Consider the following 24,642-nt stretch of genomic DNA (forward strand, 5'->3'; position numbering starts at 1 on the left):
TGGCTACTACCATTGCCGCCGTGCCCCGCCCGCGAAGTCGCCGACGGCTCGCCGGCCCGCCTGGGCGTCATCGTGAAGAGACCTCGGCGGGCGGCTTGGTCGTCGACGTCGCGGGCGCCGCGCGCGCGGCGCTGATCGCCCGGTACGGCCGTGAGGGCCGCCTCCGGTGGTCGCTGCCCAAGGGCCATGTCGAAGGCGAGGAGACGATCGAGGAGGCGGCGGTGCGGGAGGTCGAGGAGGAGACCGGCATACGCGGCCGGATCATCGCTCCTCTGGGCGCCGTCGACTACTGGTTCTCCGTCGATCGCCGGCGTGTGCACAAGACGGTCCACCATCATCTGCTGCTCGCCATCGGCGGCGTCCTGTCCGACGCCGACCTGGAGGTCGCCGAGGTCGCGTGGGTGCCGCTCGCCGACGTGCCCGGCCGGCTCGCCCACGAGGACGAGCGTCACCTCGTCGGCCTCGTGCCCGGACTCCTCGCGGACGTGACGTGAGACGAACGCTCCCCGCTCTGGTGATGGCTCTGCTGCTCAGCGGAGGGCCCGCGCTCGCCGCGACGCCGTCGCCGACCCCCAGGCACACTCAGCGCGCCTCGAGCGCCTCCCGTGCCCGTCAGCCCGCGCCCAAGCCTCCTGTCGCGGTCACCCTGGGCTCGATCCGGCCGGCCGGCTATCTGCGGGCCACCTCGACCCTGCACGTACGCGGACGGTTCGTGAACCAGTCCGAGAGCGGCTACCAGCGGGTGTCCGTACGCCTCAGGTACAGCTCGCGTGCGATGACCACACGGGGCGAGCTGGAGGCGTACGCGGACAACAAAGGCCTGGACCCGCCGCAGGCCGGCCCGTCCCGGATGGTCGCGGCCACACTGCAGGTCGGCGGCCAGCAGTCCTGGTCCCTCTCTCTCTCGGTGCGCCGGATGGGCTTCCAGGCGTTCGGCGTGTACCCGATCTCGGTGGAGGTGTTCAACGCCGTCGGCACCGTGCTCGGCCACCAGCGCACCTTCGTGACCTACTACCCGGTCGGCACCTACGCGCAGCGGACCAAGGTCGCCTGGGTGTGGCCGCTCATCGACCAGCCGCACCGCGCGGACGACAGGACGTTCGTCGACGACCGCCTCGAACGCCAGCTCGGCTCCGGCGGCCGCCTGTCCACCCTCGTCTCCGCCGCCGCCCGTACGAGCACCCCGCTGAGCTGGCTCATCGACCCCAGCCTGGTCGACGACGCGACCCACATGGGCGACACCGACGGCTACACGATCACCGGTGACGTCAACCGCGCGCAGAGCGTGGCCGCCAACGACTGGCTCACCTCGCTGCACTCCGCGGTCAACGGCGACCGGCTCATCGCCACGCCGTACGCCGATCCCGACGTCCTGGCCCTTTCCCAGCGCCACATGAGCCGGGACGTGAAGCTCGCCACGCAGGAGGGCATGCGCACGCTCGCCTCCGCGCACCTGGGCGGCGCGACGTCGTCGGTCGCGATGCCGCCCGACGGGCTCGCCGACCAGGCCACGCTCGCCTCCCTGGTCGCGAGCGGGTCCCGTACGATCCTGCTGAGCAGCGCGATCCTGCCGGACGGGCGCCCGGAGACCTTCACGCCGGACCCCACGGTGAACAAGAACGTCTCCGGCACGAACGTCAAGCTCGTCGCGTACGACGACACGCTGCGCAAGATCCTGGCCTCGGACACCACCGACGTCGGTGGAACCATCCTCGCCGAACAGCGCTTCCTCGCCGAAACGGCCATGATCACCGGTGAGGCCCCCCAGCACGCGCGGACCGTCGTGATCACGCCGCCGCGCCGCTGGACGCCCAGCCCGGCCTTTGCCAAGGCGGTGCTGAACTACACCGCCAAGGCGCCGTGGCTGCGAGCGGTCCCGCTGAGCGACGCCGAGAGCCTGCGCGCCTCGGAACGCGTGTTCCAGCCGCAGAAGGGCGGCGCGGGCCTGAGCAAGAACTACCTGTCCGAAGTGCGCGACCTCAGCGTCCGCGTCCAGCAGTTCACCTCGATCTTCACCCCGCCCGCCAGCGACTTCACGCTCGGCATCCCGCGGACGGAGTCCTCGGCGTGGAACGGCCAGTCGCGGCGCGGCAAGAAGGTCCGCGACACCCTCAAGAGCGAACTCGACCATGACGCCGGCAAGATCAAGGTGCTGAACGACGGAATCACCATGGCCGGAAAGTCGGGCCGCATCCCGATCACGATCTCCAACGGGCTCGAACGCGGCACGGTCTCGGTGACCTTGCACGCCTACTCGCAGAACGACACCCGGCTGCGGGTCAACTCCGTGGACCGCACGCTCGTTCTCGAACCCGGGCACAAGGACCAGGTCACTCTCGACATGAAGGCGTCCGCCAACGGCATGGCGTACGTCTACCTCGAGCTCCTCGCTCCTGACGGCCGCGCTTTCGGGGGTTCGCACGTGCTCCACGTACGCGCCACCGGATACGGGCGAACCGCACTGCTCATCACGGGCGTCTCACTTGCCGTACTCTTCGTCGGCGTCGCCTATCGCATCATGCGCCGCAGAGCCGAGCGACCGGAGGAATCCGTTGAGTGACCTGGAGCCGGGCAGGCCCGACGTCGCCGACGTCACACTGCCCGACATCCCGGTGGTCGAGGTCGAGACCGAGGCCGCCGAGATCGACGCCTCGCGCGCCCGCAGCGGCGGTGTCGGCGGCCTGCTGAAGTCCAGCGCCGTCATGGCGCTGGGCACCGTGGCCTCACGGCTGCTCGGCTTCGTGCGCAACGCGGTCATCGTCATCGCCCTGGGCACCGGCCCGCTGGGCGACGTATACAACGTCGCGAACACCTTCCCCAACGTCATCTACGACCTGCTGCTCGGTGGCATCCTCACCGCGGTGCACGTGCCCATGCTCGTACGCGCACTGGAGAAGGACCGCGAGTACGGCGAGGAGTACGAGGCGCGGCTGCTCACGATCGTGCTCGGCGGCCTGCTGGTGCTGACCGCGATCGCGATGCTCTGCGCGCCCCTCCTGGTCGACCTGTACGCCAGCGGCTTCACGCCCGAACAGCACAAGCTGGCCGTGATCTTCGCGCTGTTCTTCCTCCCGCAGATCTTCTTCTACGGCGTCGGCGCGCTCGCCGGGGCCTCGCTCAACGCCCGCGGCAGCTTCGGCGCGCCGATGTGGACCCCGGTGCTGAACAGCGTCGTCGTCATCGTCGTCGGCGGCGCGTTCCTGCTCGTCGCGGGCGCGGGCGCCACGCCGTCGGGCGTCACCAACGGCGAGATCATCCTGCTGGCCGGCGGCACGACGCTCGGCATCATCGTGCAGACGATCGCGATGTGGCCCTCGCTGCGGGCGGTCGGCTTCCGCTACCGCCCGCGCTTCGACTTCCGCCGCGAGGAGCTCGCGCCGGTCGGTGGCATGGCGCTGTGGACCCTGCTCTACGTCGCGATCATGCAGATCGGCTTCGTGGTGAACACCAACATCGCGGTGCGCGCCGGGGTTCGGGGCGAGAAGGAGCATCTCGGGTACGGCGTCGGGCTCACCCCGTGGAACAACGCCTATCTGCTGTTCCAGCTCCCGTACGCCATCGTCGGCGTGTCGGTGATGACGGCACTGCTGCCGCGGATGAGCCGCCACGCCTCCGAGGAGCGGTTCGACCTGGTCCGCGAGGACCTGACGTCGGGCCTCAACCTGTCCTCGGTGATCATCGTGCCGTCGGCGGCGCTGCTGTTCGCGCTCAGCCCCGAACTCGTCACGGCGTTCTTCGCACACGGCTCCACCGGCATGGCCGACGGACTGATGATCGCCAACGTCGTACAGGCGTTCGCGCTGGCCCTGGTGCCGTTCGCGATCTTCCAGTTGCTGCTGCGGGTCTTCTACTCGCTGGCCGACACACGGACGCCGGCGCTGATCGCGATCGGCAACATCGTGATCAGCATCTCGCTCGGTCTGGTCGGTTATGAGATCCTGCCCACTGACATGATCGTCGAAGGCATCGCAATCGCGCTCGGCATCTCCTGGGCGGCCGGCTGTGTGGTGGCCGCGCTCATCCTTCGCCGCCGTTTGGTCGGCCTCGGAGCCCGGCAGATGGTACGAACGCATATAAAGATCGCGGTCGCCACCGTTCCGGCGTTCGTGTTCGCGCTCATCGTCCATGAAGTGTTCTTGAAACTTTTCTATTATCAGCTGATCACTTCGGTGCTGGCGCTCGCTGTCGGCGGCGCCGGAGCGGCCGTGCTGTATGTGCTGGTTGCGCGCAGACTGCGAATCTCCGAAGTGGAAACACTCGCCGGAACCGTGATGCGCAGGTTGCCCGGACGTGTCTCGAGTTAGGAGAGGGTGCCCGTATGGTGGGAGAGCGCAACCGTCTACGGGTAGTAACCCAGAGACGCTCCTCGAGCGTCCTACCATCGGGCGGAGTCGTGCACGAAACCGCCCACGAGGCATCGAGGGAGGGTCGAGGGCGTAAGGGAGCCACGGCACATATGGGACGCGATTACCTGCGCCGGACGCCGCGTTGAGCACGTCCGTCATCGAACCCGGGACCCGCCTTGCCGGTCGTTACCGTTTGGACGACCGCGTCAGCGAAGCGGGCGGTTCCACATTCTGGAAAGCGACGGACGAGATCCTCGCCCGTCCCGTCGCGGTGCTCACCTTCGCCCCGGGCTTTCCCCGGGTGCACGACGTGGTCACCGCGGCCCGCGCCGCCAGCCGGCTCACCGACCCGCGCCTCACCCAGGTCTTCGACGCCGATGACAGCGGTGAGCGCGCATACGTCGTGAGTGAGTGGGTCACCGGCGAGACGCTCGAAGACCTGCTCGCCGACGGCCCGATGGAGCCCGGACGAGCGGCCGCGTTCCTGCTGGAGGCCGCCGAGGCGCTCGCGTCGGCGCACAGTGCGGGCCTGGCCCACCTGTGCATCACGCCGCACAACCTCGTGTGGACCAGCGGTGGCACGGTCAAGGTCACCGGCCTGGGCGTCGAAGCCGTCCTCGCCGGTTCCACCTCCGACGCCCCGGCGGCCGAGGACACCCAGGGCCTGGGCCACCTGCTGTACGCCGCGCTGACCGGGCACTGGTGCGGCCCCGAAGGCACTCAGCTGCCGGCCGCCCCGGCCGGACCCGACGGACGGCCGGTCTCCCCCGCGCAACTACGGCCCGGCGTTCCGTCCGACCTCGACGAGATCACCTGCCGCGCGTTGCACCTGCCCGTACGCGGCTCGCAGGAGCCGCTGACGGCGCCGGCGAACTTCGTCGCCGCCCTGAGCCGGGTACCGCGCTCTCCGCTGCCCTTCGTGCCGCTCGCGGGTTCGACGCCGCCCGGAGTCATCTCCCGGCCGGACAACCCGCCGGACCACCCGCCGACCAGCACGCGTACCTCGCCGATCGACCCGCTGTCAGGGCACACCGTCCCGGATCCGCAGACCGCGCGTACGCAGCACGCACAGCACGCTCCGCGGCCCACCCGTCCGGCACCGGTGCGTCACTCGCCCTCGAACGGTTCGGGCTCGGTCAGCCGGCCGGTCCTCGCGGCCATCGCGGTCGGTGTGCTCATCATCGTCGGTCTCGGCGGCTGGGGCCTGTCCCGGCTCGGTGGCGGCGGTGGCGACGACACGAAGGACAAGGCGGGCGCCAAGACCAGCACGTCCGCCAAGCCGACGGTGGTGAAGCTCAAAACGGTCGGCGCGAGCGCCTACAACCGGCCACCGCATCCCGACAGCTCCGCCACACAGGACGTCGGCAACGCCATCGACAACAGCAAGTCGAGCGCCTGGACCACCCAGCACTACGGAAACGCCCACTACGGCGGCTACCGCTCCGGCATCGGGCTCGTGATCGACATGGGCAAGTCCGTGACCGTCTCCAATGTCAAGGTGATGATGCCGCAGGCCAGCGCGGCGGGCACGGTGGAGCTCCACGTGGGCGACTCCAAGGACGCGAGCACGCCGCAGGCCGGCACCGCCGCGGCGAGCGGGTCCTTCGAGATCAACGGCAAGCAGACCAAGGGCCGCTACGTCACGCTGTGGTTCACGAAGTTGCCGAACGTCGGTGAGTTCCGGGCGGTCGTACGCGACGTTGCGGTGTACGGAACGGGCTGATCCCGTCACATCGGGCATGATCGACCAGGGACGGCTAACATCGGGATCGTGCTGAGGGCCCCCCGAAACGGAGAATGCGGTTTCCGCCGATCGTCCGAGCGCCTTGCGGTATGCCCGTACGACCGCGCCGACGCCGAACCGGGGAGCGCGGGCCGGGCCTCGCACACGTTCAGCGATGATGCCTGCGACGGAACGGGCTGACGGATTATGGCGATCATGCGTGGGGGACGCTCGGTCGAGGCTGCTCCGGACAAGGAGCTGCTGAGACGGCACGCCGAGGGCGATCCGGATGCTTTCTCAGAGCTCGTGCACCGACACCGGGACCGGATGTGGGCCGTGGCGTTGCGGACGCTCGGCGACCCGGAGGAGGCCGCGGACGCGTTGCAGGAGGCGTTCCTGTCGGCGTACCGCGCGGCGGGCCGGTTCCGCGGTGACGCGGCGGTGACGACGTGGCTGCACCGGATCGTCGTGAACGCCTGCCTGGACCGGCTGCGGCGGCGCGCGATCCGCCCCGTGGTGCCGATGGGCGACGACGCCACCCTCGACTCGGTGGCGCCTAAGAACAGCGACCCGACCTCGGCGCACGAGCTGTCGCTCGACGTGAGTCAGGCACTACAGCGCATACCCTTCGAGCAACGGGCGGCCCTGGTCCTGGTGGACATGATGGGGTACGCCGTCGACGACGCGGCCAAGGTTCTGGAGGTGCCTCCGGGCACGATCAAGAGCCGTTGCGCACGCGGCCGGGCACGGCTGGCACCACTTCTTGGCCACTTGCGGAACCAGGGAGGCGGTTCAGCCGTCGAATCTGCGGAGGAAGGAGGTGGCAAACCCGCGTGACTGCCGCACACCTTGATTATGAAGCACTGGCCGACTTCGCCGAGGGAATTCTCGACGATGCCACGGCCACATCCACCGAGGAGCATCTGGCGTACTGCGACGACTGCCGCAGGCGCGCCGCCGAGGTGGCGGAGGTCTCCCGCGTTCTCGCGCGGGCACCGACGCCGCCGATGCCCGCTCACCTCGTCGACCGTCTCGATGCGGCACTCGCCGCTGAGGCGGCGTCGCACGTGCACGCCCACCGGCCCAATCGCCGCTTTCAGTACATCGCCGCGGCGGCCGCCGCGGTCGTGCTCGTTGGCGGGGGGGCCGCCGCCGTCCGTACGGTCATGGACGATGGAGAGTCGTCGAGCGTCACGGGCACCCAACCACCGATGATCGACCGAACCCACTCCGTCGTCCCACGGGGGCCGGCGATCGCTCGCGCGGTCCCGTTCACGGTGGTGCAGACGGGGACGAGATACACGACCGCCGGCCTGGAGTCCCAGGTCACCGGCGCGCTGTCGAAGGCCGCCGCGAACGACCCGAAGGCGATGAGCGCCGCGAACGGCCCGCTGGCCGACTGCGTGACGCGCGTCGGCGGCGGGAAGGTCCCGCTGCTGGTGGACTCGGCGACGTACGAAGGCCGGTCCGCCACCATCATCGCGCTGCCCGGTGGCGACACCGCTCACGCGGACGTCTGGATCGTCGGCCCGAAGTGCTCGGCGTCCGGCGGCGATGTGCTCCTGCATCGTCAGATCGCCCGCTGACACCCTGTCGAGCCGGTCCGTCCCCATCGGGGCGGGCCGGCTCTTTCGTGCCGCTGGACGGTGAGGGAATCCCGGCGGCCTAGGATCGGTTTACCCGCATGCGAAGCAAGAACGGCCACCGCTTCGCCGATCAGAAAGAGGCGCAAAGTGAGCGACGTGCGTAACGTGATCATCATCGGGTCGGGGCCCGCGGGCTATACGGCCGCGATCTACGCCGCCCGTGGTGACCTGAAGCCGCTGGTCTTCGAAGGGGCCGTCACCGCCGGCGGTGCGCTGATGAACACCACCGAGGTGGAGAACTTCCCCGGCTTCCCCGACGGCATCCAGGGCCCCGAGCTCATGGACAACCTGCGCAAGCAGGCCGAGCGCTTCGGCGCCGAACTCGTGACCGACGACGTCACCGAGGTCGACCTGACGGCGTCGCCGAAGGTCGTCAAGGTCGGCGACGAGATCCACCTCGCCCGTGCGGTCATCATCACGACCGGCTCTAGGTACCGCGAGCTGGGGCTGCCGAGCGAGAAGAGGCTCGCCGGGCACGGCGTGTCCTGGTGTGCGACCTGTGACGGGTTCTTCTTCCGCGACAAGGAGATCGTCGTGGTCGGCGGGGGCGACTCCGCCCTGGAGGAGGCCATCTTCCTGAGCCGCTTCGGCAGCTCCGTGACCGTGGTCCACCGCCGTGACAAGCTGCGTGCGAGCAAGATCATGCAGGACCGCGCGTTCGCCAACGACAAGATCCGGTTCGAGTGGGACGCCGAGGTCGTGGACATCGTCGGCGACGACCGCGTGACCGCCGTCAAGCTCCGCAACGTCAACACGGGCGAGGAGTCGACGCTGGAGACCTCCGGCGTGTTCATCGCCATCGGGCACGACCCGCGTACGGAGCTCTTCGCCGACCAGCTCGACCTGGACGACGAGGGCTACCTGATCGTCAACGCCCCGACGACCGAGACCAAGCTGCCCGGCGTGTTCGGCGCGGGCGATGTGGTCGACCATCGATACCGTCAGGCCATCACCGCTGCGGGTACCGGGTCGGCGGCGGCGCTCGACGCGGAGCACTGGCTGCAGGACCAGGGTACGGCCGAGCTCACCGGGCAGCCGGAGCCTGAGGTGCAACCGCAGCAGGTGTGAGTACGTCGCGCGGGGACGCTCCTCGCGGGTTTCGTTTCTTTTCGAAGGAGATCTCGTGGCAACCAAGGCCGTCACCGACGCCGACTTCGACGTCGAGGTTCTCAAGAGTGACAAGCCGGTCCTGGTGGACTTCTGGGCGGAGTGGTGCGGCCCGTGCCGCCAGGTGGGCCCGATCCTGGAGGAGATCGCCACCGAGCACGCCGACAAGCTGTCCGTCGTCAAGATCAACATCGACAAGAACCCTGGGGTGCCGGCGAAGTACGGGATCATGCAGATCCCGACGCTCAACGTCTTTCAGGACGGCGAGGTCGTCAAGCAGATCATCGGCGCGAAGCCGAAGGCGGCCCTCATGAAGGATCTCGCCGACTTTATTTGAGCCACCCGCCCTCCCGCGGTCTGGTCAGCGCCGGCCCCACGTCCTCTGACGTGGGGCCGGCGCTGTTTTGTGCCCTCTGACCTGGGAAAACTCGTGAGAGGTCCACTGGCGCACGAACGCGGGTGCCCTGGTGTGATCGGTTAGAGATGGGGTGTACGTGAGCGGTGGGGCGTGTGGTGGCCGTGGAGATGTGTTGTAGAGGTGGCGTACGGGTGTGGGGTGGGGTGGCGTTTTTTCGTGCCCATTTTTGCGGCGTGTCGCCTTGCGTCGGACCCTTTTAGACCGGTCGGAGAGCGCCTTCGGGCGACATCGACCCGAGGAGCCGTTCGAGGGCGACCTCGACGTCCTCGCGCCAGGAGACGGCGGATTTGATCTCGAGGCGGAGCCGGGGGAAGCGATGGTGCGGGCGCACGGTCTTGAACCCGACCGCGAGCATGTAGTCGGCCGGCATGACACAGCCGGGCTTCTCCCACTTGAGATCCCCGAACGCCTCGATGGCCCGCAGCCCTCTACGCGTGAGATCTTTGGCGACGCCCTGGACGAGCATCCGCCCGAGCCCGCCCCCTTGGAACTCCGGGAGGATGTGAGCGGTCATCATGAGCGCGGCGTCGGCACTGACGGGACTCGTGGGAAAGGCGACCGACCGGGGAACGTAGAGCGGCGGCGCGTACATCACGAATCCCGCGGGGACGCTGTCGACGTAGACGAGCTTGCCGCAGCTGCCCCACTCGAGGAGCGTGGACGAGATCCAGGCTTCCTTTTCCAACTCGGGATCCCCGGCGTCTTCGGCCCGCTGCATGCTCACGGGGTCGAGCTCCCAGAACACGCACCTGCGACACCGAATCGGCAGGTCCTCGAGGTTGTCGAGCGTGATATTGACCAGACGACGCGACACCGGCCAGGCCCCCTTCTTGGGCGGAGCGTCTTCATCACCAGGACCTATTCCCGCTTAGGGGAGATCTTAGAGCTGGTTCTTGCACTCTGCCTTCTGGTAACTGACATCAAGCGTGTCACATGAAACACAAGCCCTGCCGACGCGGGGCCGACTCACAGGGGGCGTGCGCTGGTCCGTTCTGCTGTCCTGCAGCGTCATCATGGGGGTCCACTGGAGACCATCGGCGACCTGCTTTGCCGTGACGGCGGCTGCCCCGGATCTGGCTACCGAGCCCTTCGGCTCGCGCTATGGAACCGTCGCCTACCCGCGTACGCCGCGTGCTGTCACGGGCATTCGGAACGGCACCGGGGGAAGTCGGTCAGGGAGACCACCAGCGGCCCGGGGATGCCCGGCCGCAGGCCCTGGCAGGCAGGCGTCCTCGTAGAGCACGACCGGCGCCGAGCGCGCGGACGAACTCCGCCTTCGACCGACTAGAACCGTGCCGCCCGTCGGAGGTCACCGCATCGGGGCAGCTGGACTTCTAGGGAAAGCAGCAATCAGACCGGCTGCGTACGCCCGAAGCGCCCCCTTTCGTAGAGGACACTCGTCGGGCGCGGCCGGGACGGCCCCGAGATTCGCGGCACGCAAGTCAGTGGTACCGACGGGCGCGTGGACGCCCGCGGGATGCGTGGACGCCCGCGGGATGCGTGGACGCCCGCGGGGTGCATGGACGCCCGCGGGATGCGTCGAGGCCAGTGGACGCGTCGACGCCGGGGCAGCCTCCGACGGGCGGTCTGCCGGACCCCGGTCGAGACCATCTGCACCGTGAATGGACAGCGGCGAAGCGTCGCCCTCCGGAGCTACCGACAGGCCGTGGTCGACCTGCCGGCCGAACGGTCCGGTCCGCGGGATAGGCCCGAGATCCTGCACGTGCTGACACCCGCCGACCGGCGCCGGCAGGGCCCGGCACGTCCCGGCCAGGGGGTCACCGCGCTGCCCAGTAAGCCGGCACGTGACAGCGAGTTCGCCGTCTCCTCACGTCGCCTGACACCACACCGACCCCTGCGAGCTCCGACCCACCTGGGAAGGTCGAGACAGCCCGCGGCTCGGGTCCGTCAGAGGTCCACCCGGAGCAACTGGCCGCTGGATGCTCGCTCCCGCAGGGCCGAGAGCATGCGGGAACGCCCTTGAACGTCGCTTCGTGTCGGGCACCGATCGCGATGCCCCACTCACTCACGACGCTCACGTCCCCCGAATGGACATGGACGACGTCGTAGCCGGCGGGCGGCACATGCGCCCAGGCCGCTCTCACCCGCGTGCCCGACACGCGATCACGGGCTCTACTTCCCTCGACAATGGACCCGATACGGCACACGGTTCATGACGCAGGGGACGGCTACCTCAACAGGAAACCGTTCTCATGCGCCTTGCCAACAGCACGAGCGGTATCGGACGCGCTAACTTCGGCCCGGCACGAGGTATCTAGGCGGACGCGCCAGCTGGTCGGCCTGTAGGCGTCGACATCGCCTCGCCGGACACGTCAGTAACGTCCGTTCTCAGGCGCGAGACGACTCGAAGCCCTAAGCCGATCAGTGTTCCCGGCCTGAGCGGACGGGAGTTCTCCATCTCCTGGCACCACACCGACCCTGTGTGCGCCGGCCCTCCGAAAAGGTCGAGACAGCGATCGCTGCCCGCTCTCGCGGCGAGAGCACGCCGGAACAGCCCCGCAGCGAACACGCACCCGTACGCCGTTGTCGCAGTCCGCGGGACTCATCCGACCGCGCCGGCTGCTTACTGCAGACGGACACCTCTGGCCGGCCTTGAATGAGCAGTCGAGCGGCCGCCGGGACAACCGCCGCGCCCAACCGGCCGCCGTGAGGCGAACAGACTTCCCCGTACGGAAGGCCTCGCGCAGCAGGGCACCTCGGAGAGTTCGTCACCCTGAGGCCGGACCGCAAGCCCGTTTCACGTGAAACGGGGAACAGGAGAAGTGTTGGAAAGCAGGGGAGCGCCGCTACTGCGTCCGCACGGTCATGCAGGCGGCACCATCCCAGCCACCCGCGTGCACTTCACCTCGATCCCCGCCTCGATCCCCGCCTCGATCCCCGCCTCGATCCCCGCCTCGATCCCCGCCTTGGCCGTGACCGCACGGGTGATCGGCTGTTCCGGGGCTGCCATGACGCGACCTGTCGGCGATGCGCCACCGTCCGCCTCCGAGCACTACCAGAGCTCTACTTCGCGAAGCGGCCGAGAGCCCAGATCCGCCCCGACCACCGTCGACCTCGTCCCGGCAAGGGCCGCCGACCTGGGCGAGGCGACGTTCCGCTACGTCGTTGATGCCGACGATGTCCTGGCACCACGGCCAACGGCACCACCGCCCTCGTCGGCACCACTGCGCGGGACCTCGGGTGGCTGGACGTTCTGGTCAACAACGCCGGAGTGCTCACGCGGGCACGAGAGCACACGGGTAGCAGGCAGGCGGGCACGCCGCATAGGTCTGGGATGTCGTGTGCGTCGGGACGCCACACACGGAGAGATGCTCCAGGGTCGATGTGGAGCGGGCGAGCGATCACTGTCTCGACTCTTCCCAGAGGGCCGGAGCACGCGGGGCCGGCGTGCCTGTCGACTCACGCTCGGGTGTGGCATCAACGCTACGTCTCGTCCCGCTGGTGAACCTCATGCCGTTTCACGTGAAACCGGCACCGGGAACGCGGTCGCGGTCAGTCTTGCGATCGCTACCGACCTACGCAGGAGCGCGAGGAGTGTTCGGCTACTCCGTCTAAGACGAACTGGGCTACGCCGTTTCACGTGAAACAGCAAAGGACGCGTCGACGCGGCCCCCGTTTGGCGGATGTCGTTGTGGCTGGGCGCCGCTGCCTGCATGGGTCACCCAGCGGAAGTCGTAACCGCGCGTGGGATTGCCGTGAGCGGCCCTGCTGTTTCGGTCTCTTCACCACGGCAGAGCTGATCTTAAGAGTCGAAGTAACCGCACCTACGCCTCGACGGAGAGCGTTTCTTACTGCCTCGCCGGCGCGGTGGTGGGGCTGGCCTCGACGGAGACATCGATGCCGAGGCCATCGAACGGAGATGTAGCCGAGCGCGCGGCGGGCAGGCGGCAGGCGGCAGGCGGCAGGCGGCAGGCGGCAGGCGGCAGGCGGGGGCAAGGTAGGCCCAGCGACAGACGTCACGCGCGCCCTGGCGCATCCATGCATGCATGCGGTCTACGTCGCATCCCGCGGCAAGAGCGTGTCCTCGTTCGGGGATCTGCAGTACCAACGCCCCTGTCGTCCTATGGACTCCGGACGCGATCGATGCCGACGACCGGCACGGCGGGGCGGTGTCGCCCATCGTCTGGCGGGCCACCCAACAAGCGCGACCGCCGTCATGAAGACCCCCGACTTACCTTTCCGGCGGCATCGACGCCGCGGCCACCGAGCGGAGACATGGTCGCGTCACCGCATGCGTTGGGACGCCGCGCTCGGCGATATGCCGCGCGCGTCGGGTGCGAGGTGCGCCAGGTGCCGCGCACGGTGAGATCCACGCGCGTCGCGTGCGGAGTGTGTCGCGGTATCGCGTGAGTCAGGTTGCCGCGCGTCGGAGGTGCTGCATGCACGCGATGCCACATGTACCGCGACGCCGCGCACGTCGGAGTGTCGCGGGTGTCGCGTGTCCCCGTCTCGGGGCGTATAGGCGGTGCTTGGGCTCCAGGGGGATGCCACGATCACTGGGTCCGCGTCAGGGCGCGGGGAGAGGGTCGGCGACTGTCGAGGTGTCGGGCTACAGCCGACCGGCCCGGCGGGGTCCACCACGGCATGGATCGCCGACTAGGTCGCACGCCGCCTCCCGCGCACACCGCCTCCCGCGGGTGCCGCCGCGCGGGCGTCTCGCCATGGCGAAGCTTCAGACGTCTGCCCACTCAAAGCGAACGGCGCCGCCTAGCGCCGCGATAGTCGCGGCGAGGTGGCGCCGTTTCACGTGAAACAGAAAAGCTACGGCGGAGTCGACCTACGAGCCCGGGTGAGCGCCGGGGTTCATGGCGTCGATGATGCGCTCCAGGTCCTCGATCGAGCCGAACTCCACGACGATCTTCCCTTTGCGGCGGCCGAGGTCGACGCTCACCTTCGTCTCGTAGCGTTCGGAGAGTTCGGCTGCCAGTTCCTCGATCCGCGGGTTCACCGGCGTGTTGATCGCCTTCCGGCGGACTGCCTGCTTCGTCTCGCCGCCCTCGCCGAGGGCGATCAGTTCCTCCACCGCACGCACTGACAGGCCTTCCGCAACGATGCGGCCTGCAAGGTGTTCCTGGCGTTCCGGGCTGTCCAGCCCCAGCAGCGCACGCGCGTGGCCGGCGCTCAGCACGCCTGCCGCCACGCGGCGCTGCACGGCCGGCGGCAGGTTCAGCAGGCGCAGCGTGTTCGTGATGTGCGGGCGAGAGCGACCGACTCTCGTCGCCAGTTCCTCATGCGTCGCGCCGAAGTCGTCCAGCAGCTGCTGGTACGCCGCCGCCTCCTCCAGCGCGTTCAGCTGCTGCCGATGGAGGTTCTCCATCAGCGCGTCGCGCAGAAGGTCGTCGTCGCCCGTCTCCCGGACGATCGCCGGGATCTTCTCCACCGACGCCAGCTTCGACGCCCGCAGGCGCCGCTCCCCCATGATCAGCTCGTACCCGCCGGAGCGCAGCTCGCGTACGACGATCGGCTGCAGCAGGCCCACGATGCTGATCGACGCCGACAGCTCCTCCAGCGCCTCCTCGTCGAAGGTCCGGCGCGGCTGCCGTGGGTTCGGCGTGATGTCGCCGATCGGAATCTCGGCGAAGTGTGCTCCCGCGACGAGTACCGGCTCCATGGGGCCGACGCCCTCCGGGGAGGCGGCGGCGCCCGACCCGGCCTCCGGTTCCTCTCCCGGCGGTGGCGCCGTCGGGATCAGCGCGCCCAGGCCTTTGCCGAGCCCGCGTCGTGGCTGACTCACTTCGGTTCCTCCATGACCACAGTGCCGAGCCGCCGCCCGGCCACCATCACAACGCTCACTTGGGCTCTTCCGCCCCGCGGTACGCCATCTCGCGCGCGGCCTCTGTGTAGGCCAGCGCGCCGCTGGAACCCGGGTCGTACGTCAGCACCGACTCGCCGTAGCTCGGCGCCTCCGACACCCGGACGCTACGGGGGATGACCGTGCCCAGCACCAGGGGGCCGAAGTGGCTCCGTACCTCGTCCGCCACCTGAGCCGCCAGCCGCGTACGCGCGTCGTACATCGTCAGCAGAATTGTGGTCACGGTCAACCGCGGGTTCAGGTGCTGTTTCACCAGATCGACCGTGTGCAGGAGCTGACTCAGGCCCTCCAGCGCGTAGTACTCCGTCTGGATCGGGATCAGCAGCTCATCCGCACCCGTCAGCGCGTTGACCGTCAGCAGGCCCAGCGACGGCGGGCAGTCGATGAGCACGTAGTCGAAGTTGCCGGTGTCGTAGGACTCCAGCGCCTTCCGCAGGCGGTTCTCGCGGGCCACCATCGGCACCAGGTCCACCTCGGCGCCGGCCAGGTGGAGCGTCGCGGGCGCGCAGTAGAGGTTGGGCAGCCCCTCGGCCGGCACGACGATGTCGTCGAACGACCCGCCCTCCAGGATCACGTGGTACACCGACGGGATGTCGCTGTGGTGCTCGACGCCCAAAGCGGTCGAAGCGTTCCCCTGCGGGTCGAGGTCGACCACAAGGACGCGGCAGTTGTGCATCGCCAGCGCCGCGGCCAGGTTGACGGCGCTCGTGGTCTTGCCCACGCCGCCCTTCTGGTTCGCGATCGTGATCACACGGCACTTGGGCGGCCGAGGCCACTCCTTCTCGCCACGCTTCGCCTGCACCCGCAACGCGGCCGCGGCGGCCTGCGCTATCGGCTGGCTCGTTTCACGTGAAACCTCGGCGGACTTGAGTGCCTCGCTTACCAACTTCGACTCCCCGTGGGCCGGATCGCGCTGCGACGTCTCTTTTACAGGATCAGGAGGCGGAGGCGCCGCGGCCTGCGGAGAAGCCGGCTCAGGCACCTCGACCGGCGCGATCACTTCGACCGGCGTAGGCACCTCGACCACCGGAGCCGTCTCGACCGGCTCAGGCGGGGCGACCGGCGGTTGCTCCGGTGCGGCATGCGTCGGCCAGCCAAGCCCCGACGCGTCTTGCGACGGCGCCGTCGACGCTCCGTCCGGCCAGCCCAGTCCCTTGCTCGTGGTCAAGGACCGTCACCTCTTCCGTCCGTGCGCTCCGCCGCGCCGACGCCCGCCCCGACGAGAGCCGGACCGCCCCTTCGATGGGGCCGTCCCCGCGACAGCGCGAACGACCGTCGTCGGCGGGTCGACCTTACCGCGACCGACGTGGACTACCTCGGCCGCGCGAACCCCGAATTTCTCCAGAACGAGTCGTGCTTCTTCGAGCTCGGCCGCCGCACGCTCTCCCTTGAGCGCGAGCAGCTCTCCATCCGGCCTGAGCAAGGGCAGCGCCCACCCGGCGAGACGCGTCAGCGGCGCGACCGCGCGTGCGGTCACGATGTCCGCGGCGTACTCGCCGGCGACCTCCTCCGCACGGGCCCGCCGTACGACGACGTTCGGCAGCCCGAGAAGGTCGACACACTCCTGCAGAAAGACGGTACGCCGCAGCAGCGGCTCCAGCAGCGTGACCGACAGATCCGTACGCATGATGGCCAGTACCACACCGGGTAGACCCGCGCCCGAACCGATGTCGATGACCACCGCAGAATCCGGAACGAGCTCCGTCAAGACGGCACAGTTGAGGACATGTCGCTCCCAGAGGCGTGAAGCCTCCCGTGGACCGATGAGACCGCGTTCTACGCCCGGACCGGCCAGGAACGTGGTGTACCGCTCGGCCAGGGGGAGCGCGTCACCGAAGACCTCTTGAGCGTGAGGCGGCGCAGGAAGTGAGGACATAGGCTCGCGAATCAGCGACTCTCGGGAACGGCGTGGCGACTTCCACGACCATCGAATGGTTCCACACGCCGGCACACCCCGCGAACGCCGACCCGCCAACGTATCCCTCACCAGCCCAAAGCCGGCCCGAGGCCGCCCCCCACGCCGACCCCACGCCGCCCCAGGGCGAACCCGTTCGCCCCAGGACGCATATCCCACAGGAGAGGGGTACCCCTTAGGCGACGTTCCGTGGGAAGGGAAGGTAAAGGACATGGGTATCGGTACAGCTCTGGCGTTCATCGCACTAGGGGCGATCCTCGCGTTCGCCACCCATTTTCACGTCAGTGGGATCGACGTCCAGATGATCGGCTGGATCCTCATCTTCGTCGGCGCCGCGATGCTGGTCATCACGCTCGCCTACACGCGGCCTCGCCGTCGCCGCCAGGTCGTGGAGGACGTCGACATCGTGGACGGACAGCCGCAGCCCGGCGCGTTCGTGCGCGCCGAGCAGGAGCCCCCGGTCGTCGAGCCCGTCGAACCGGCGGCCGAGCAGCACGTACGGCGGACCGTCCGCCGGGACATCAGGTGACGGCCCACAACGCAGCCGGCCCCGCCACCTGAAGAAGGTGACGGGGCCGTTGGCAGCGAAACTATTCGGCGTGCACCACGACGTAGCGGCTGGGCTCCTCGCCCTCTGACTCGCTGCGGAGCCCGAAGGCGGCCACCGCGTCGTGCACGACCTTGCGCTCGAATGGGGTCATCGGCGCCAGCGGCTTGGGCTCGCCGGTGCGCTTGACCTCTTCGGCCGTCTCGCGGCCGAGCTTGGTGAGCTCGGCGCGCCGCCGCTCGCGGAAGCCGCCGACGTCGAGCATGAGCCGGCTGCGCTCGCCCGTACGACGGTGGACCGCCAGGCGGGTGAGCTCCTGGAGCGCCTCGAGCACCTCGCCCTTCTTGCCCACGAGCTCGTCGAGCGTGGCGCCGACGACCGAGACCATCGCCCGCTCGCCCTCGACGTCCATGTCGATGTCGCCGTCGAGATCGGCGATGTCGAGGAGGCCCTCGATGTAGTCGGCCGCGATCTCACCCTCTTGCTCGAGAGCCTGGACGTCGACCGTCTCGGCCTCCGTGGTCTCGGCTTCGGCTTGGCTCACGCCGGGCTCCTCATGCGTACTCGGACTGGTCTGAGAAGTCACGCTATCGCTTCCTCTTGCTGCGCGACTGCCGTGACGGCTGCTGTCGCACGACCTTCGGTGTGTCGGGGGGTGTGTCCTCGGGCTCCGGCTCGGCCTTCTTCCGCGCCTTGCCGAGCATGCCGGAGGGCTGCTTCACCGTGGACGCGAGCGAGCTGTTGCCGCCCGTCTTCGCCCCCGCCTTGGCCGTGTTCGTACGGGCCGTGTTCGTACGGGCCGCGCCCGTCCCGGCCTTCGCCGTGGTGCCCGCCTTGCCGTTGGACCCGGCGGTGGCCTGCCCGTCCGGCGTCGACATCGGGTACTTCTTGTAGACGTAGTGCGACTGGGCCAGCGTCCAGGAGTTGGTGGTCACCCAGTAGATCAGCACACCGAGGGGCAGCGTCAGGCCGAAGAGTCCGAACAGCGGCGAGAGGTACACCAGGAACTTCTGCGACTGCATCATCGGGTTGTCGGCCGTCATGCTCTGCATCGACCGGCCGACGCTCGTCTTCATGGTGAAGAACGTCGTCGTCGAGCTGATCACGACCGCGAGCCCGGCCACGATCATCGCGCCGATGTGCTTGTCGCCGAACGCCTCGACGAACGTCGTGGGGATCGAGGCGCCGAAGATGTGCGCGTGCTGGGCGCTCTGGATGAGGTCGGACGACATGCCGTACTTGGACTGACCCGGCTTGGTCGTCGAGATCGCGCGCAGCACGTTGTAGAGCGAGATGAAGATGGGGAACTGCACGACCAGCGGCAGGCACCCGGAAAGAGGGTTGGCACCCGCCTCCTGGTAGAGCTTCATCATCTCCTGATTGAGGCGCTGCTTGTCCTTCTTGTACTTCTTGCGCAACGCCTGAACCTGGGGGTTCAGCTCCTGCATTTTCCGTGACGCGTGAATCTGCTTCACGAACAGCGGGAAGATGATGATCCGCATGAGGGCCGTCAGGAGGAAGATCGACAGACCCCACGCCCAGCCACTGTCCGCGGGGAAGATCAGGCTGAGGCCGGCGTGGATCTGAATGATCACCCACGTAACGGCCTCGAACAGCGGACTTAGAAAGCTGAGACTCACCGACTGGCTCCTAATGCTCTCCGATTACGGTGCCACCCTGCGGCGGCGTGAGGTCTGAGGGTGCCTCTCCCCGGCGCGGGGGCACGGGGTCGTACCCGCCCGCGTGAAAGGGGTGACAGCGGGCGATTCGGCGTACGGCCAGCCATCCGCCACGCAGGGCGCCGTGCCGGCGCAGCGCGACGATCGCGTACGTGCTGCAGCTCGGCTGGTAACGGCAGACGGGCCCGAAGAGCGGGCTGATGAATCGACGGTAGAAGACGATCGGCAGCATCAGAGCCCGGGCGACGGGCGTCGGCTTGGCTGTCATCTCCGCCTCTTGACCTCTCGCCGAAGGAGCCGGTCGAGCGCCGCGTCGACATCCGCGGCGAGTTCGTCGTTTCGTGCGGTCGCCGCCTTCGGGTTGGCGCGCACGACTAGCAGGCTACCTGCTGGCAGCCGGTAGAGGCGCTCACGCACGATATGCCGGAGTCTGCGGCGCACCTTGTTGCGCACCACCGCGTCTCCGACGGGCCGGCCGACGGTGAACCCGACACGCACCGGTTCGTCTGTCTCGTCCCGATGCTGCAGGTGCAAGACCACACGAGGCCGCCCGGCACGGTCACCGCGCCGGACGGCCGAAGTGAACTCTTCTCGCCGCCGCATCCGGTTGCCGGACGGCAGCATGACTGCCGCGGTCAGACCGCGACGCGGGTGCGCCCCTTGCGACGGCGCGACGACAGGATCGCCCGCCCCGCCCGGGTGCGCATGCGGAGCCGGAAGCCGTGCTTCTTGTGCCGGCGGCGGTTGTTCGGCTGATATGTACGCTTGCTCACTCGAAACTCCAGTGGGGCGGGTGGTCAACGTTTCTCTGGTCGCATCGCGGGCGCGTGGACCCCCGCCTGCGAGAGCCGGCGACCTGCGGGCGTGCAGCACCGCCGTCGATGCGACTCGACCGTCGTACGTTACGGTCTGGCCTGCCCTCCGGTCAAACCGAGGGGACTTATCCACCGCCTTCTTTCACCCCGTGCACAACTTGTGGACAACCCTGTGGATGACGCGTGAGAGAGTGGTCCACTGCAGGTGCGCGGGATACGCCCGGGGAACGGCGTGTCGTACACGGGCCTGAGAGGGAGGGGAGAACACATGGACGGTCTGGACCTTGCCCTGGTGTGGACCAGGGCGCTAGAGGCCCTGCCGGGAGACCTCCCACCCCAGCATCGAGCCTGGCTGGCGATGACCCGGCCGCTCGCCCTCGTCGAGGACACCGCGCTGCTCGCGACGCCCAATGAGTTCGCCAAGGACGTCCTGGAGAACCGCCTGCGCCCGCTCATCACGCAGGTGCTGTCGAACCAGCTCGGCCGCGACATCCGCGTCGCCGTGACCGTACAACCGGACCAGCCGCCGGCGCCTGACCGGCCGCTGCCCGCCGAGCCGGAGTCCGACCACGAGCAGGCGCCCCGCGCCTACTCACCCGAGCCCACCGGCTACACCGGGCAGACCCTGCGAGGCCCGGCCGCCGACCCGCGTCCTTATTCTCCCGAGCAGTACGCCGAGAGCCAGTACGCCGCCGAGCGCTACGCCGGCAACCAGCAGTACGGCAATGACCAGCAGTACGGCCGGAACGACCAGTACCAGAGCTCCGAGCGCTACGACCAGTACGGCGGCCACTACCGCCAGGACCAGCAGCCCAGCGGCGGCCCGCCCAGTCCGAAGGGCGCTCAGCGCGACCCCTTCGTCCCCACCCCGGGCTCCAACTGGCAGCCGCGTCCCTCGGCGCCCTCCGAGAGCAAGAACACCGGCGAGCCCGCCCGACTCAACCCGAAGTACACCTTCGACACCTTCGTCATCGGCTCCTCCAACCGCTTCGCGCACGCGGCGGCGGTGGCGGTGGCCGAAGCGCCCGCCAAGGCGTACAACCCGCTGTTCATCTACGGCGACTCCGGCCTGGGCAAGACGCACATGCTGCACGCCATCGGCCACTACGCGCAGAGCCTGTTCAACGGCGCGCGGGTGCGTTACGTGAGCTCGGAGGAGTTCACCAACGACTTCATCAACGCCATCCGCGACGGCAAGGCCGACAACTTCCGCCGGCGCTACCGCGACATGGACATCCTCCTCGTCGACGACATCCAGTTCCTGGAGAACAAGGAGCAGACGCAGGAGGAGTTCTTCCACACCTTCAACACCCTCCACAACGCCAACAAGCAGATCGTGATCTCCAGCGATCGCGCGCCCAAACAGTTGGTGACGCTGGAGGACCGCCTGCGCAACCGGTTCGAGTGGGGACTGATCACCGACGTCCAGCCGCCGGAGCTGGAGACCCGCATCGCGATCCTGCGCAAGAAGGCCGTGCAGGAGGGCCTGGTCGCCCCGCCCGAGGTCCTGGAGTACATCGCCTCGAAGATCTCCACCAACATCCGTGAGCTGGAGGGCGCGCTCATCCGGGTCAGCGCCTTCGCGAGCCTCAACCGGCAGTCGGTCGACCTTCAGCTCGCCGAGATCGTGCTCAAGGACCTCATCCCCAACGACACGGGTCCCGAGATCACCGCGGCGACGATCATGGCGCAGACCGCGACGTACTTCGGCATCGACATGGAGCAGCTCTGCGGTCCGTCGCGCTCGCGGGTGCTCGTCACCGCCCGGCAGATCGCGATGTACCTCTGCCGCGAGCTGACCGAGCTGTCGCTGCCCAAGATCGGCCAGCAGTTCGGGGGACGGGACCACACGACCGTGATGCACGCGGAGAAGAAGATCCGCAAGCTCATGGCGGAGAAGCGCCCGATCTACAACCAGGTCACCGAGCTCACGAACCGCATCAAGCAACAGGCACGCAACGGCGGAGCCTGAGTTGTCCCCAGCGGTCCACAGGCGTCCACAGGAAGTCCACACCGGTTATCCAAAGATCGTGGATTACACAGGGTGGGGAAAAACCTGTGGATCAATCTCGGTGGACAACCATGTGGATCGAGGGCAGAACCGGTGGATGAGATGGGGACGAGTGGTGGACGTTCGGTGGACGAGATGGGGACAGTTTTCGTTCGTCCTCAGGCATCCACTGATTCCACAGGGTCCATGCACAGCGGCGGTGGACGCAGAAACGCGGTCTGACCTGCGAGGACTAGACTTTTCCCCAGTATCCACGGCCCCTATGACGATGACTCTTGTTCTATCTAGAGAGAGAAAGACAGAACGTAGGGAGCCGTGCCGCGCCACGATTGAGGCAAGCCGCTCGTTCTCTTCCGTTCCACGACCCTTGGTGATCGAAACCCCAGGAGACGGTCCAAAGTGAAATTCCGCATCGACAGGGACGTCCTCGCAGACGCCGTTGCCTGGACCGCGCGCACACTGCCGGTCCGCCCGCCCGTACCCGTCCTCGCGGGCATGCTCATCGAGGCCGGCGACACTCTGAAGCTGTCCTCGTTCGACTACGAGGTCTCCGCGCAGATGACGATGGACATCGACGCGGACGAGCCGGGTACCGCGCTGGTGTCGGGCCGCCTCCTCGCCGAGATCTCCCGCAGCCTCCCGGCGCAGCCGGTCGAGATCACCACCGACGGCGCCAAGGTCACGCTCAAGTGCGGCACCGCGAAGTTCACACTGCTGACCATGCCTGTGGAGGACTACCCGAGCCTCCCGGCGATGCCGCCGGCCGCCGGCATGGTGGGCAGCGACGAGTTCGCCGCCGCCGTCGCGCAGGTCGCCATCGCCGCGGGCCGCGACGACACCCTGCCGATGCTCACCGGCGTACGGCTGGAGATCGAGGGCGAGACCGTGACGCTCGCCTCGACCGACCGCTACCGCCTCGCCGTACGGCAGCTGAAGTGGAAGCCCGAGCAGCCCGACTTCTCCGCGGTCGCCCTGGTGCCCGCCAAGACGCTCTCGGACACCGCCAAGTCGCTGACCTCCGGCGCCGAGGTCTCCATCGCCCTCGCCGCCGGCGGGAGCGGCAGCGGCGAAGGCATGATCGGTTTCGAGGGCGGCGGCCGCCGTACGACGACCCGGCTGCTCGACGCCGAGTTCGTCAAGTACCAGTCGCTGTGGCCGAAGGAGACCTCCGCGGTCGCCGAGGTAGAGACCGGCCCGTTCGCCGAGGCGGTCAAGCGCGTCGGCCTCGTCGCCGAGAAGAACACCCCGGTACGCCTGTCGTTCCGCCAGGGCGAGGTCGTCCTCGAGGCCGGCAGCGGCGATGATGCACAGGCTGTGGAAGTTCTCGGCGCCTCGCTCGAGGGCCAGGACATCGACGTCGCCTTCAACCCGCACTTCCTGCTCGACGGGCTCAGCGCGATCGGCTCCGACGTCGCGCGGCTGGCGATGACCACCTCGACCAAGCCCGCGGTGATGACCGGAAAGCCTGCGAACGAGGAAGACCCGGACTACCGTTACCTGATCATGCCGATCCGCTTGTCGAGCTGATCGTCCCGTTCACTACGCTCATAAGGGACGGGGACCCCTTCTGAGGAGAACTCACATGCAACTGGGGATGATCGGCCTGGGCCGCATGGGCGGCAACATGGCCGAGCGCCTGCGCCGCGCCGGCCACACGGTCGTCGGTTACGACCGCGATCCCGACGTGACCGACGTCGGCTCTCTGGCAGAGCTCGTCGAGCGCCTGAGCGCCCCACGGGCGGTGTGGGTGATGGTTCCGGCCGGAGAGCCCACACGCGCCACGGTCGACAGCCTCGCGGAGGTTCTCGAGCCGGGCGACGTGGTGATCGACGGCGGCAACTCGCACTACGCCGACGACCAGGAGCACGCCAAGGTGCTGGCCGAGAAGGGCCTCGGCTTCCTCGACGTGGGCGTGAGCGGCGGCGTCTGGGGGCTCGACAACGGCTACGCGCTGATGGTCGGCGGCAGCGAAGACCACGTGAAGCAGCTGAAGCCGATCTTCGACGCGCTCAAGCCCGAGGGCGACTACGGCTTCGTGCACGCCGGCGAGGTCGGCGCCGGGCACTTCGCCAAGATGGTCCACAACGGCATCGAGTACGGCATGATGCAGGCCTACGCCGAGGGCTGGGAGCTTCTCGAGGCCAGCGACCTGATCAAGAACGTCCCGGAGACCTTCCACAGCTGGCGCGAGGGCACGGTGATCCGCTCCTGGCTGCTGGACCTGGCCGACCGGGCGCTGGACGACGATCCCGACCTGGCCAAGCTCAAGGGTTATGCACAGGACTCCGGTGAGGGCCGGTGGACGGTGCAGTCCGCGGTCGAGCTGGCCGTGCCGCTACCGGTGATCACGGCGGCGCTGTTCGCCCGGTTTGCCTCCCGGCAGGACGACTCACCGGCCATGAAGATGGTCGCGGCGCTCCGCAACCAGTTCGGCGGCCACGCCGTGGAGACGCAGAAGGGCGCCGACTCGCCCGGCGCCGACGTCAATCCACCGGCCTGACGCACTTTTCGGCAGGGGCGGCCTCGTACGGGGCCGCCCCTCCGGTGTTTCCACAGAAGACTGTGCACAGCCTGGGGATAACCATGCTCCCTGAGACAGGCG

General features: G+C 68.6%; 22 protein-coding genes. 12 read left to right on the forward strand and 10 right to left on the reverse strand.

Translation table 11 applies throughout. The annotated features are described in order from the left end of the window. The first annotated feature begins 95 nt into the window (after positions 1 to 95). From QWU11_RS09775 to trxA, 8 genes are all read left to right on the forward strand, one after another. Positions 96 to 494, forward strand: a complete 399-nt coding sequence (locus QWU11_RS09775) for an NUDIX domain-containing protein (RefSeq protein WP_290104764.1) — start codon at positions 96 to 98, stop codon at positions 492 to 494. Further along, positions 491 to 2,560, forward strand: a complete 2,070-nt coding sequence (locus QWU11_RS09780; RefSeq protein WP_290104765.1) for a DUF6049 family protein — start codon at positions 491 to 493, stop codon at positions 2,558 to 2,560. Before QWU11_RS09775 ends, QWU11_RS09780 begins: the two co-directional genes overlap by 4 nt. After that, positions 2,553 to 4,304 (forward strand): murein biosynthesis integral membrane protein MurJ, encoded by a 1,752-nt coding sequence (gene murJ / locus QWU11_RS09785; protein WP_290104766.1) that lies wholly within the window; start codon positions 2,553 to 2,555, stop codon positions 4,302 to 4,304. Before QWU11_RS09780 ends, murJ begins: the two co-directional genes overlap by 8 nt. A gap of 235 nt (positions 4,305 to 4,539) precedes the next feature. Then, entirely contained in the window at positions 4,540 to 6,069 is a 1,530-nt protein-coding gene (locus tag QWU11_RS09790; RefSeq protein WP_290104767.1) for an AMP-binding protein, read from the forward strand. Positions 6,070 to 6,276: 207 nt separating this feature from the next. Continuing rightward, a complete protein-coding gene (gene sigM, locus QWU11_RS09795; protein ID WP_290104769.1) occupies positions 6,277 to 6,906 on the forward strand; it encodes an RNA polymerase sigma factor SigM in 630 nt (209 codons plus the stop codon). Further along, positions 6,903 to 7,655: a zf-HC2 domain-containing protein gene (locus tag QWU11_RS09800; protein ID WP_290104770.1), complete on the forward strand. Its 753-nt coding sequence runs from the start codon at positions 6,903 to 6,905 to the stop codon at positions 7,653 to 7,655. The genes sigM and QWU11_RS09800 overlap by 4 nt, the downstream gene beginning before the upstream one ends. A 147-nt stretch (positions 7,656 to 7,802) precedes the next feature. Further along, entirely contained in the window at positions 7,803 to 8,783 is a 981-nt protein-coding gene (gene trxB, locus QWU11_RS09805; RefSeq protein ID WP_290104772.1) for a thioredoxin-disulfide reductase, read from the forward strand. A 55-nt stretch (positions 8,784 to 8,838) separates the two neighbouring features. Next, positions 8,839 to 9,159, forward strand: coding sequence for a thioredoxin (gene trxA / locus QWU11_RS09810; protein ID WP_290104774.1), 321 nt, complete (start codon positions 8,839 to 8,841; stop codon positions 9,157 to 9,159). 277 nt (positions 9,160 to 9,436) lie between these two features. Here the strand turns inward: trxA and QWU11_RS09815 are convergent, their stop codons facing one another. From QWU11_RS09815 to rsmG, 5 genes are all read right to left on the reverse strand, one after another. Next, positions 9,437 to 10,054, reverse strand: coding sequence for a GNAT family N-acetyltransferase (locus QWU11_RS09815; protein WP_290104775.1), 618 nt, complete (start codon positions 10,052 to 10,054; stop codon positions 9,437 to 9,439). A 2,010-nt stretch (positions 10,055 to 12,064) separates the two neighbouring features. Next, the gene (locus QWU11_RS09820) at positions 12,065 to 12,211 is read right to left on the reverse strand and encodes a hypothetical protein (RefSeq protein ID WP_290104777.1); all 147 of its coding nucleotides are present in this window, start codon (positions 12,209 to 12,211) and stop codon (positions 12,065 to 12,067) included. 1,827 nt (positions 12,212 to 14,038) lie between these two features. Further along, positions 14,039 to 14,995 (reverse strand): ParB/RepB/Spo0J family partition protein, encoded by a 957-nt coding sequence (locus QWU11_RS09825; RefSeq protein WP_290104780.1) that lies wholly within the window; start codon positions 14,993 to 14,995, stop codon positions 14,039 to 14,041. A gap of 55 nt (positions 14,996 to 15,050) precedes the next feature. Further along, complete coding sequence (locus tag QWU11_RS09830) at positions 15,051 to 15,905, reverse strand: AAA family ATPase (RefSeq protein ID WP_290105108.1); 855 nt, start codon at positions 15,903 to 15,905, stop codon at positions 15,051 to 15,053. Between the two features lie 342 nt (positions 15,906 to 16,247). Next, positions 16,248 to 16,949 (reverse strand): 16S rRNA (guanine(527)-N(7))-methyltransferase RsmG, encoded by a 702-nt coding sequence (gene rsmG / locus QWU11_RS09835; RefSeq protein ID WP_290105109.1) that lies wholly within the window; start codon positions 16,947 to 16,949, stop codon positions 16,248 to 16,250. Positions 16,950 to 17,199: 250 nt separating this feature from the next. Here rsmG and QWU11_RS09840 point away from each other — a divergent pair, with 250 nt between their 5' ends. Further along, complete coding sequence (locus QWU11_RS09840) at positions 17,200 to 17,517, forward strand: DUF6458 family protein (RefSeq protein ID WP_290104781.1); 318 nt, start codon at positions 17,200 to 17,202, stop codon at positions 17,515 to 17,517. 61 nt (positions 17,518 to 17,578) lie between these two features. On the opposite strand, the gene QWU11_RS09845 is transcribed toward QWU11_RS09840, so the two are convergent. From QWU11_RS09845 to rpmH, 5 genes are read right to left on the reverse strand one after another with little or no spacing between them, the layout of a single operon-like run. Next, positions 17,579 to 18,079, reverse strand: coding sequence for a R3H domain-containing nucleic acid-binding protein (locus QWU11_RS09845; protein WP_290104782.1), 501 nt, complete (start codon positions 18,077 to 18,079; stop codon positions 17,579 to 17,581). Positions 18,080 to 18,122: 43 nt separating this feature from the next. Continuing rightward, positions 18,123 to 19,175: a membrane protein insertase YidC gene (yidC, locus tag QWU11_RS09850; RefSeq protein ID WP_290104783.1), complete on the reverse strand. Its 1,053-nt coding sequence runs from the start codon at positions 19,173 to 19,175 to the stop codon at positions 18,123 to 18,125. Between the two features lie 10 nt (positions 19,176 to 19,185). Continuing rightward, entirely contained in the window at positions 19,186 to 19,482 is a 297-nt protein-coding gene (gene yidD / locus QWU11_RS09855) for a membrane protein insertion efficiency factor YidD (protein WP_290104784.1), read from the reverse strand. Further along, positions 19,479 to 19,838: a ribonuclease P protein component gene (gene rnpA / locus QWU11_RS09860; protein ID WP_290104785.1), complete on the reverse strand. Its 360-nt coding sequence runs from the start codon at positions 19,836 to 19,838 to the stop codon at positions 19,479 to 19,481. The genes yidD and rnpA overlap by 4 nt, the downstream gene beginning before the upstream one ends. 11 nt (positions 19,839 to 19,849) lie before the next feature. Further along, the gene (gene rpmH, locus QWU11_RS09865; protein WP_290104786.1) at positions 19,850 to 19,987 is read right to left on the reverse strand and encodes a 50S ribosomal protein L34; all 138 of its coding nucleotides are present in this window, start codon (positions 19,985 to 19,987) and stop codon (positions 19,850 to 19,852) included. A gap of 310 nt (positions 19,988 to 20,297) precedes the next feature. Here rpmH and dnaA point away from each other — a divergent pair, with 310 nt between their 5' ends. From dnaA to gnd, 3 genes are all read left to right on the forward strand, one after another. Beyond that, a complete protein-coding gene (dnaA, locus tag QWU11_RS09870; RefSeq protein WP_290104787.1) occupies positions 20,298 to 22,001 on the forward strand; it encodes a chromosomal replication initiator protein DnaA in 1,704 nt (567 codons plus the stop codon). Positions 22,002 to 22,439: 438 nt separating this feature from the next. Beyond that, entirely contained in the window at positions 22,440 to 23,567 is a 1,128-nt protein-coding gene (gene dnaN / locus QWU11_RS09875; RefSeq protein WP_290104788.1) for a DNA polymerase III subunit beta, read from the forward strand. 40 nt (positions 23,568 to 23,607) lie between these two features. Beyond that, positions 23,608 to 24,540: a phosphogluconate dehydrogenase (NAD(+)-dependent, decarboxylating) gene (gene gnd, locus QWU11_RS09880; RefSeq protein WP_354670833.1), complete on the forward strand. Its 933-nt coding sequence runs from the start codon at positions 23,608 to 23,610 to the stop codon at positions 24,538 to 24,540. Positions 24,541 to 24,642 lie beyond the last annotated feature (102 nt).

Source organism: Actinomadura sp. DC4, from assembly GCF_030406325.1.
Taxonomy (GTDB): Bacteria; Actinomycetota; Actinomycetes; order Streptosporangiales; family Streptosporangiaceae; genus Actinoallomurus.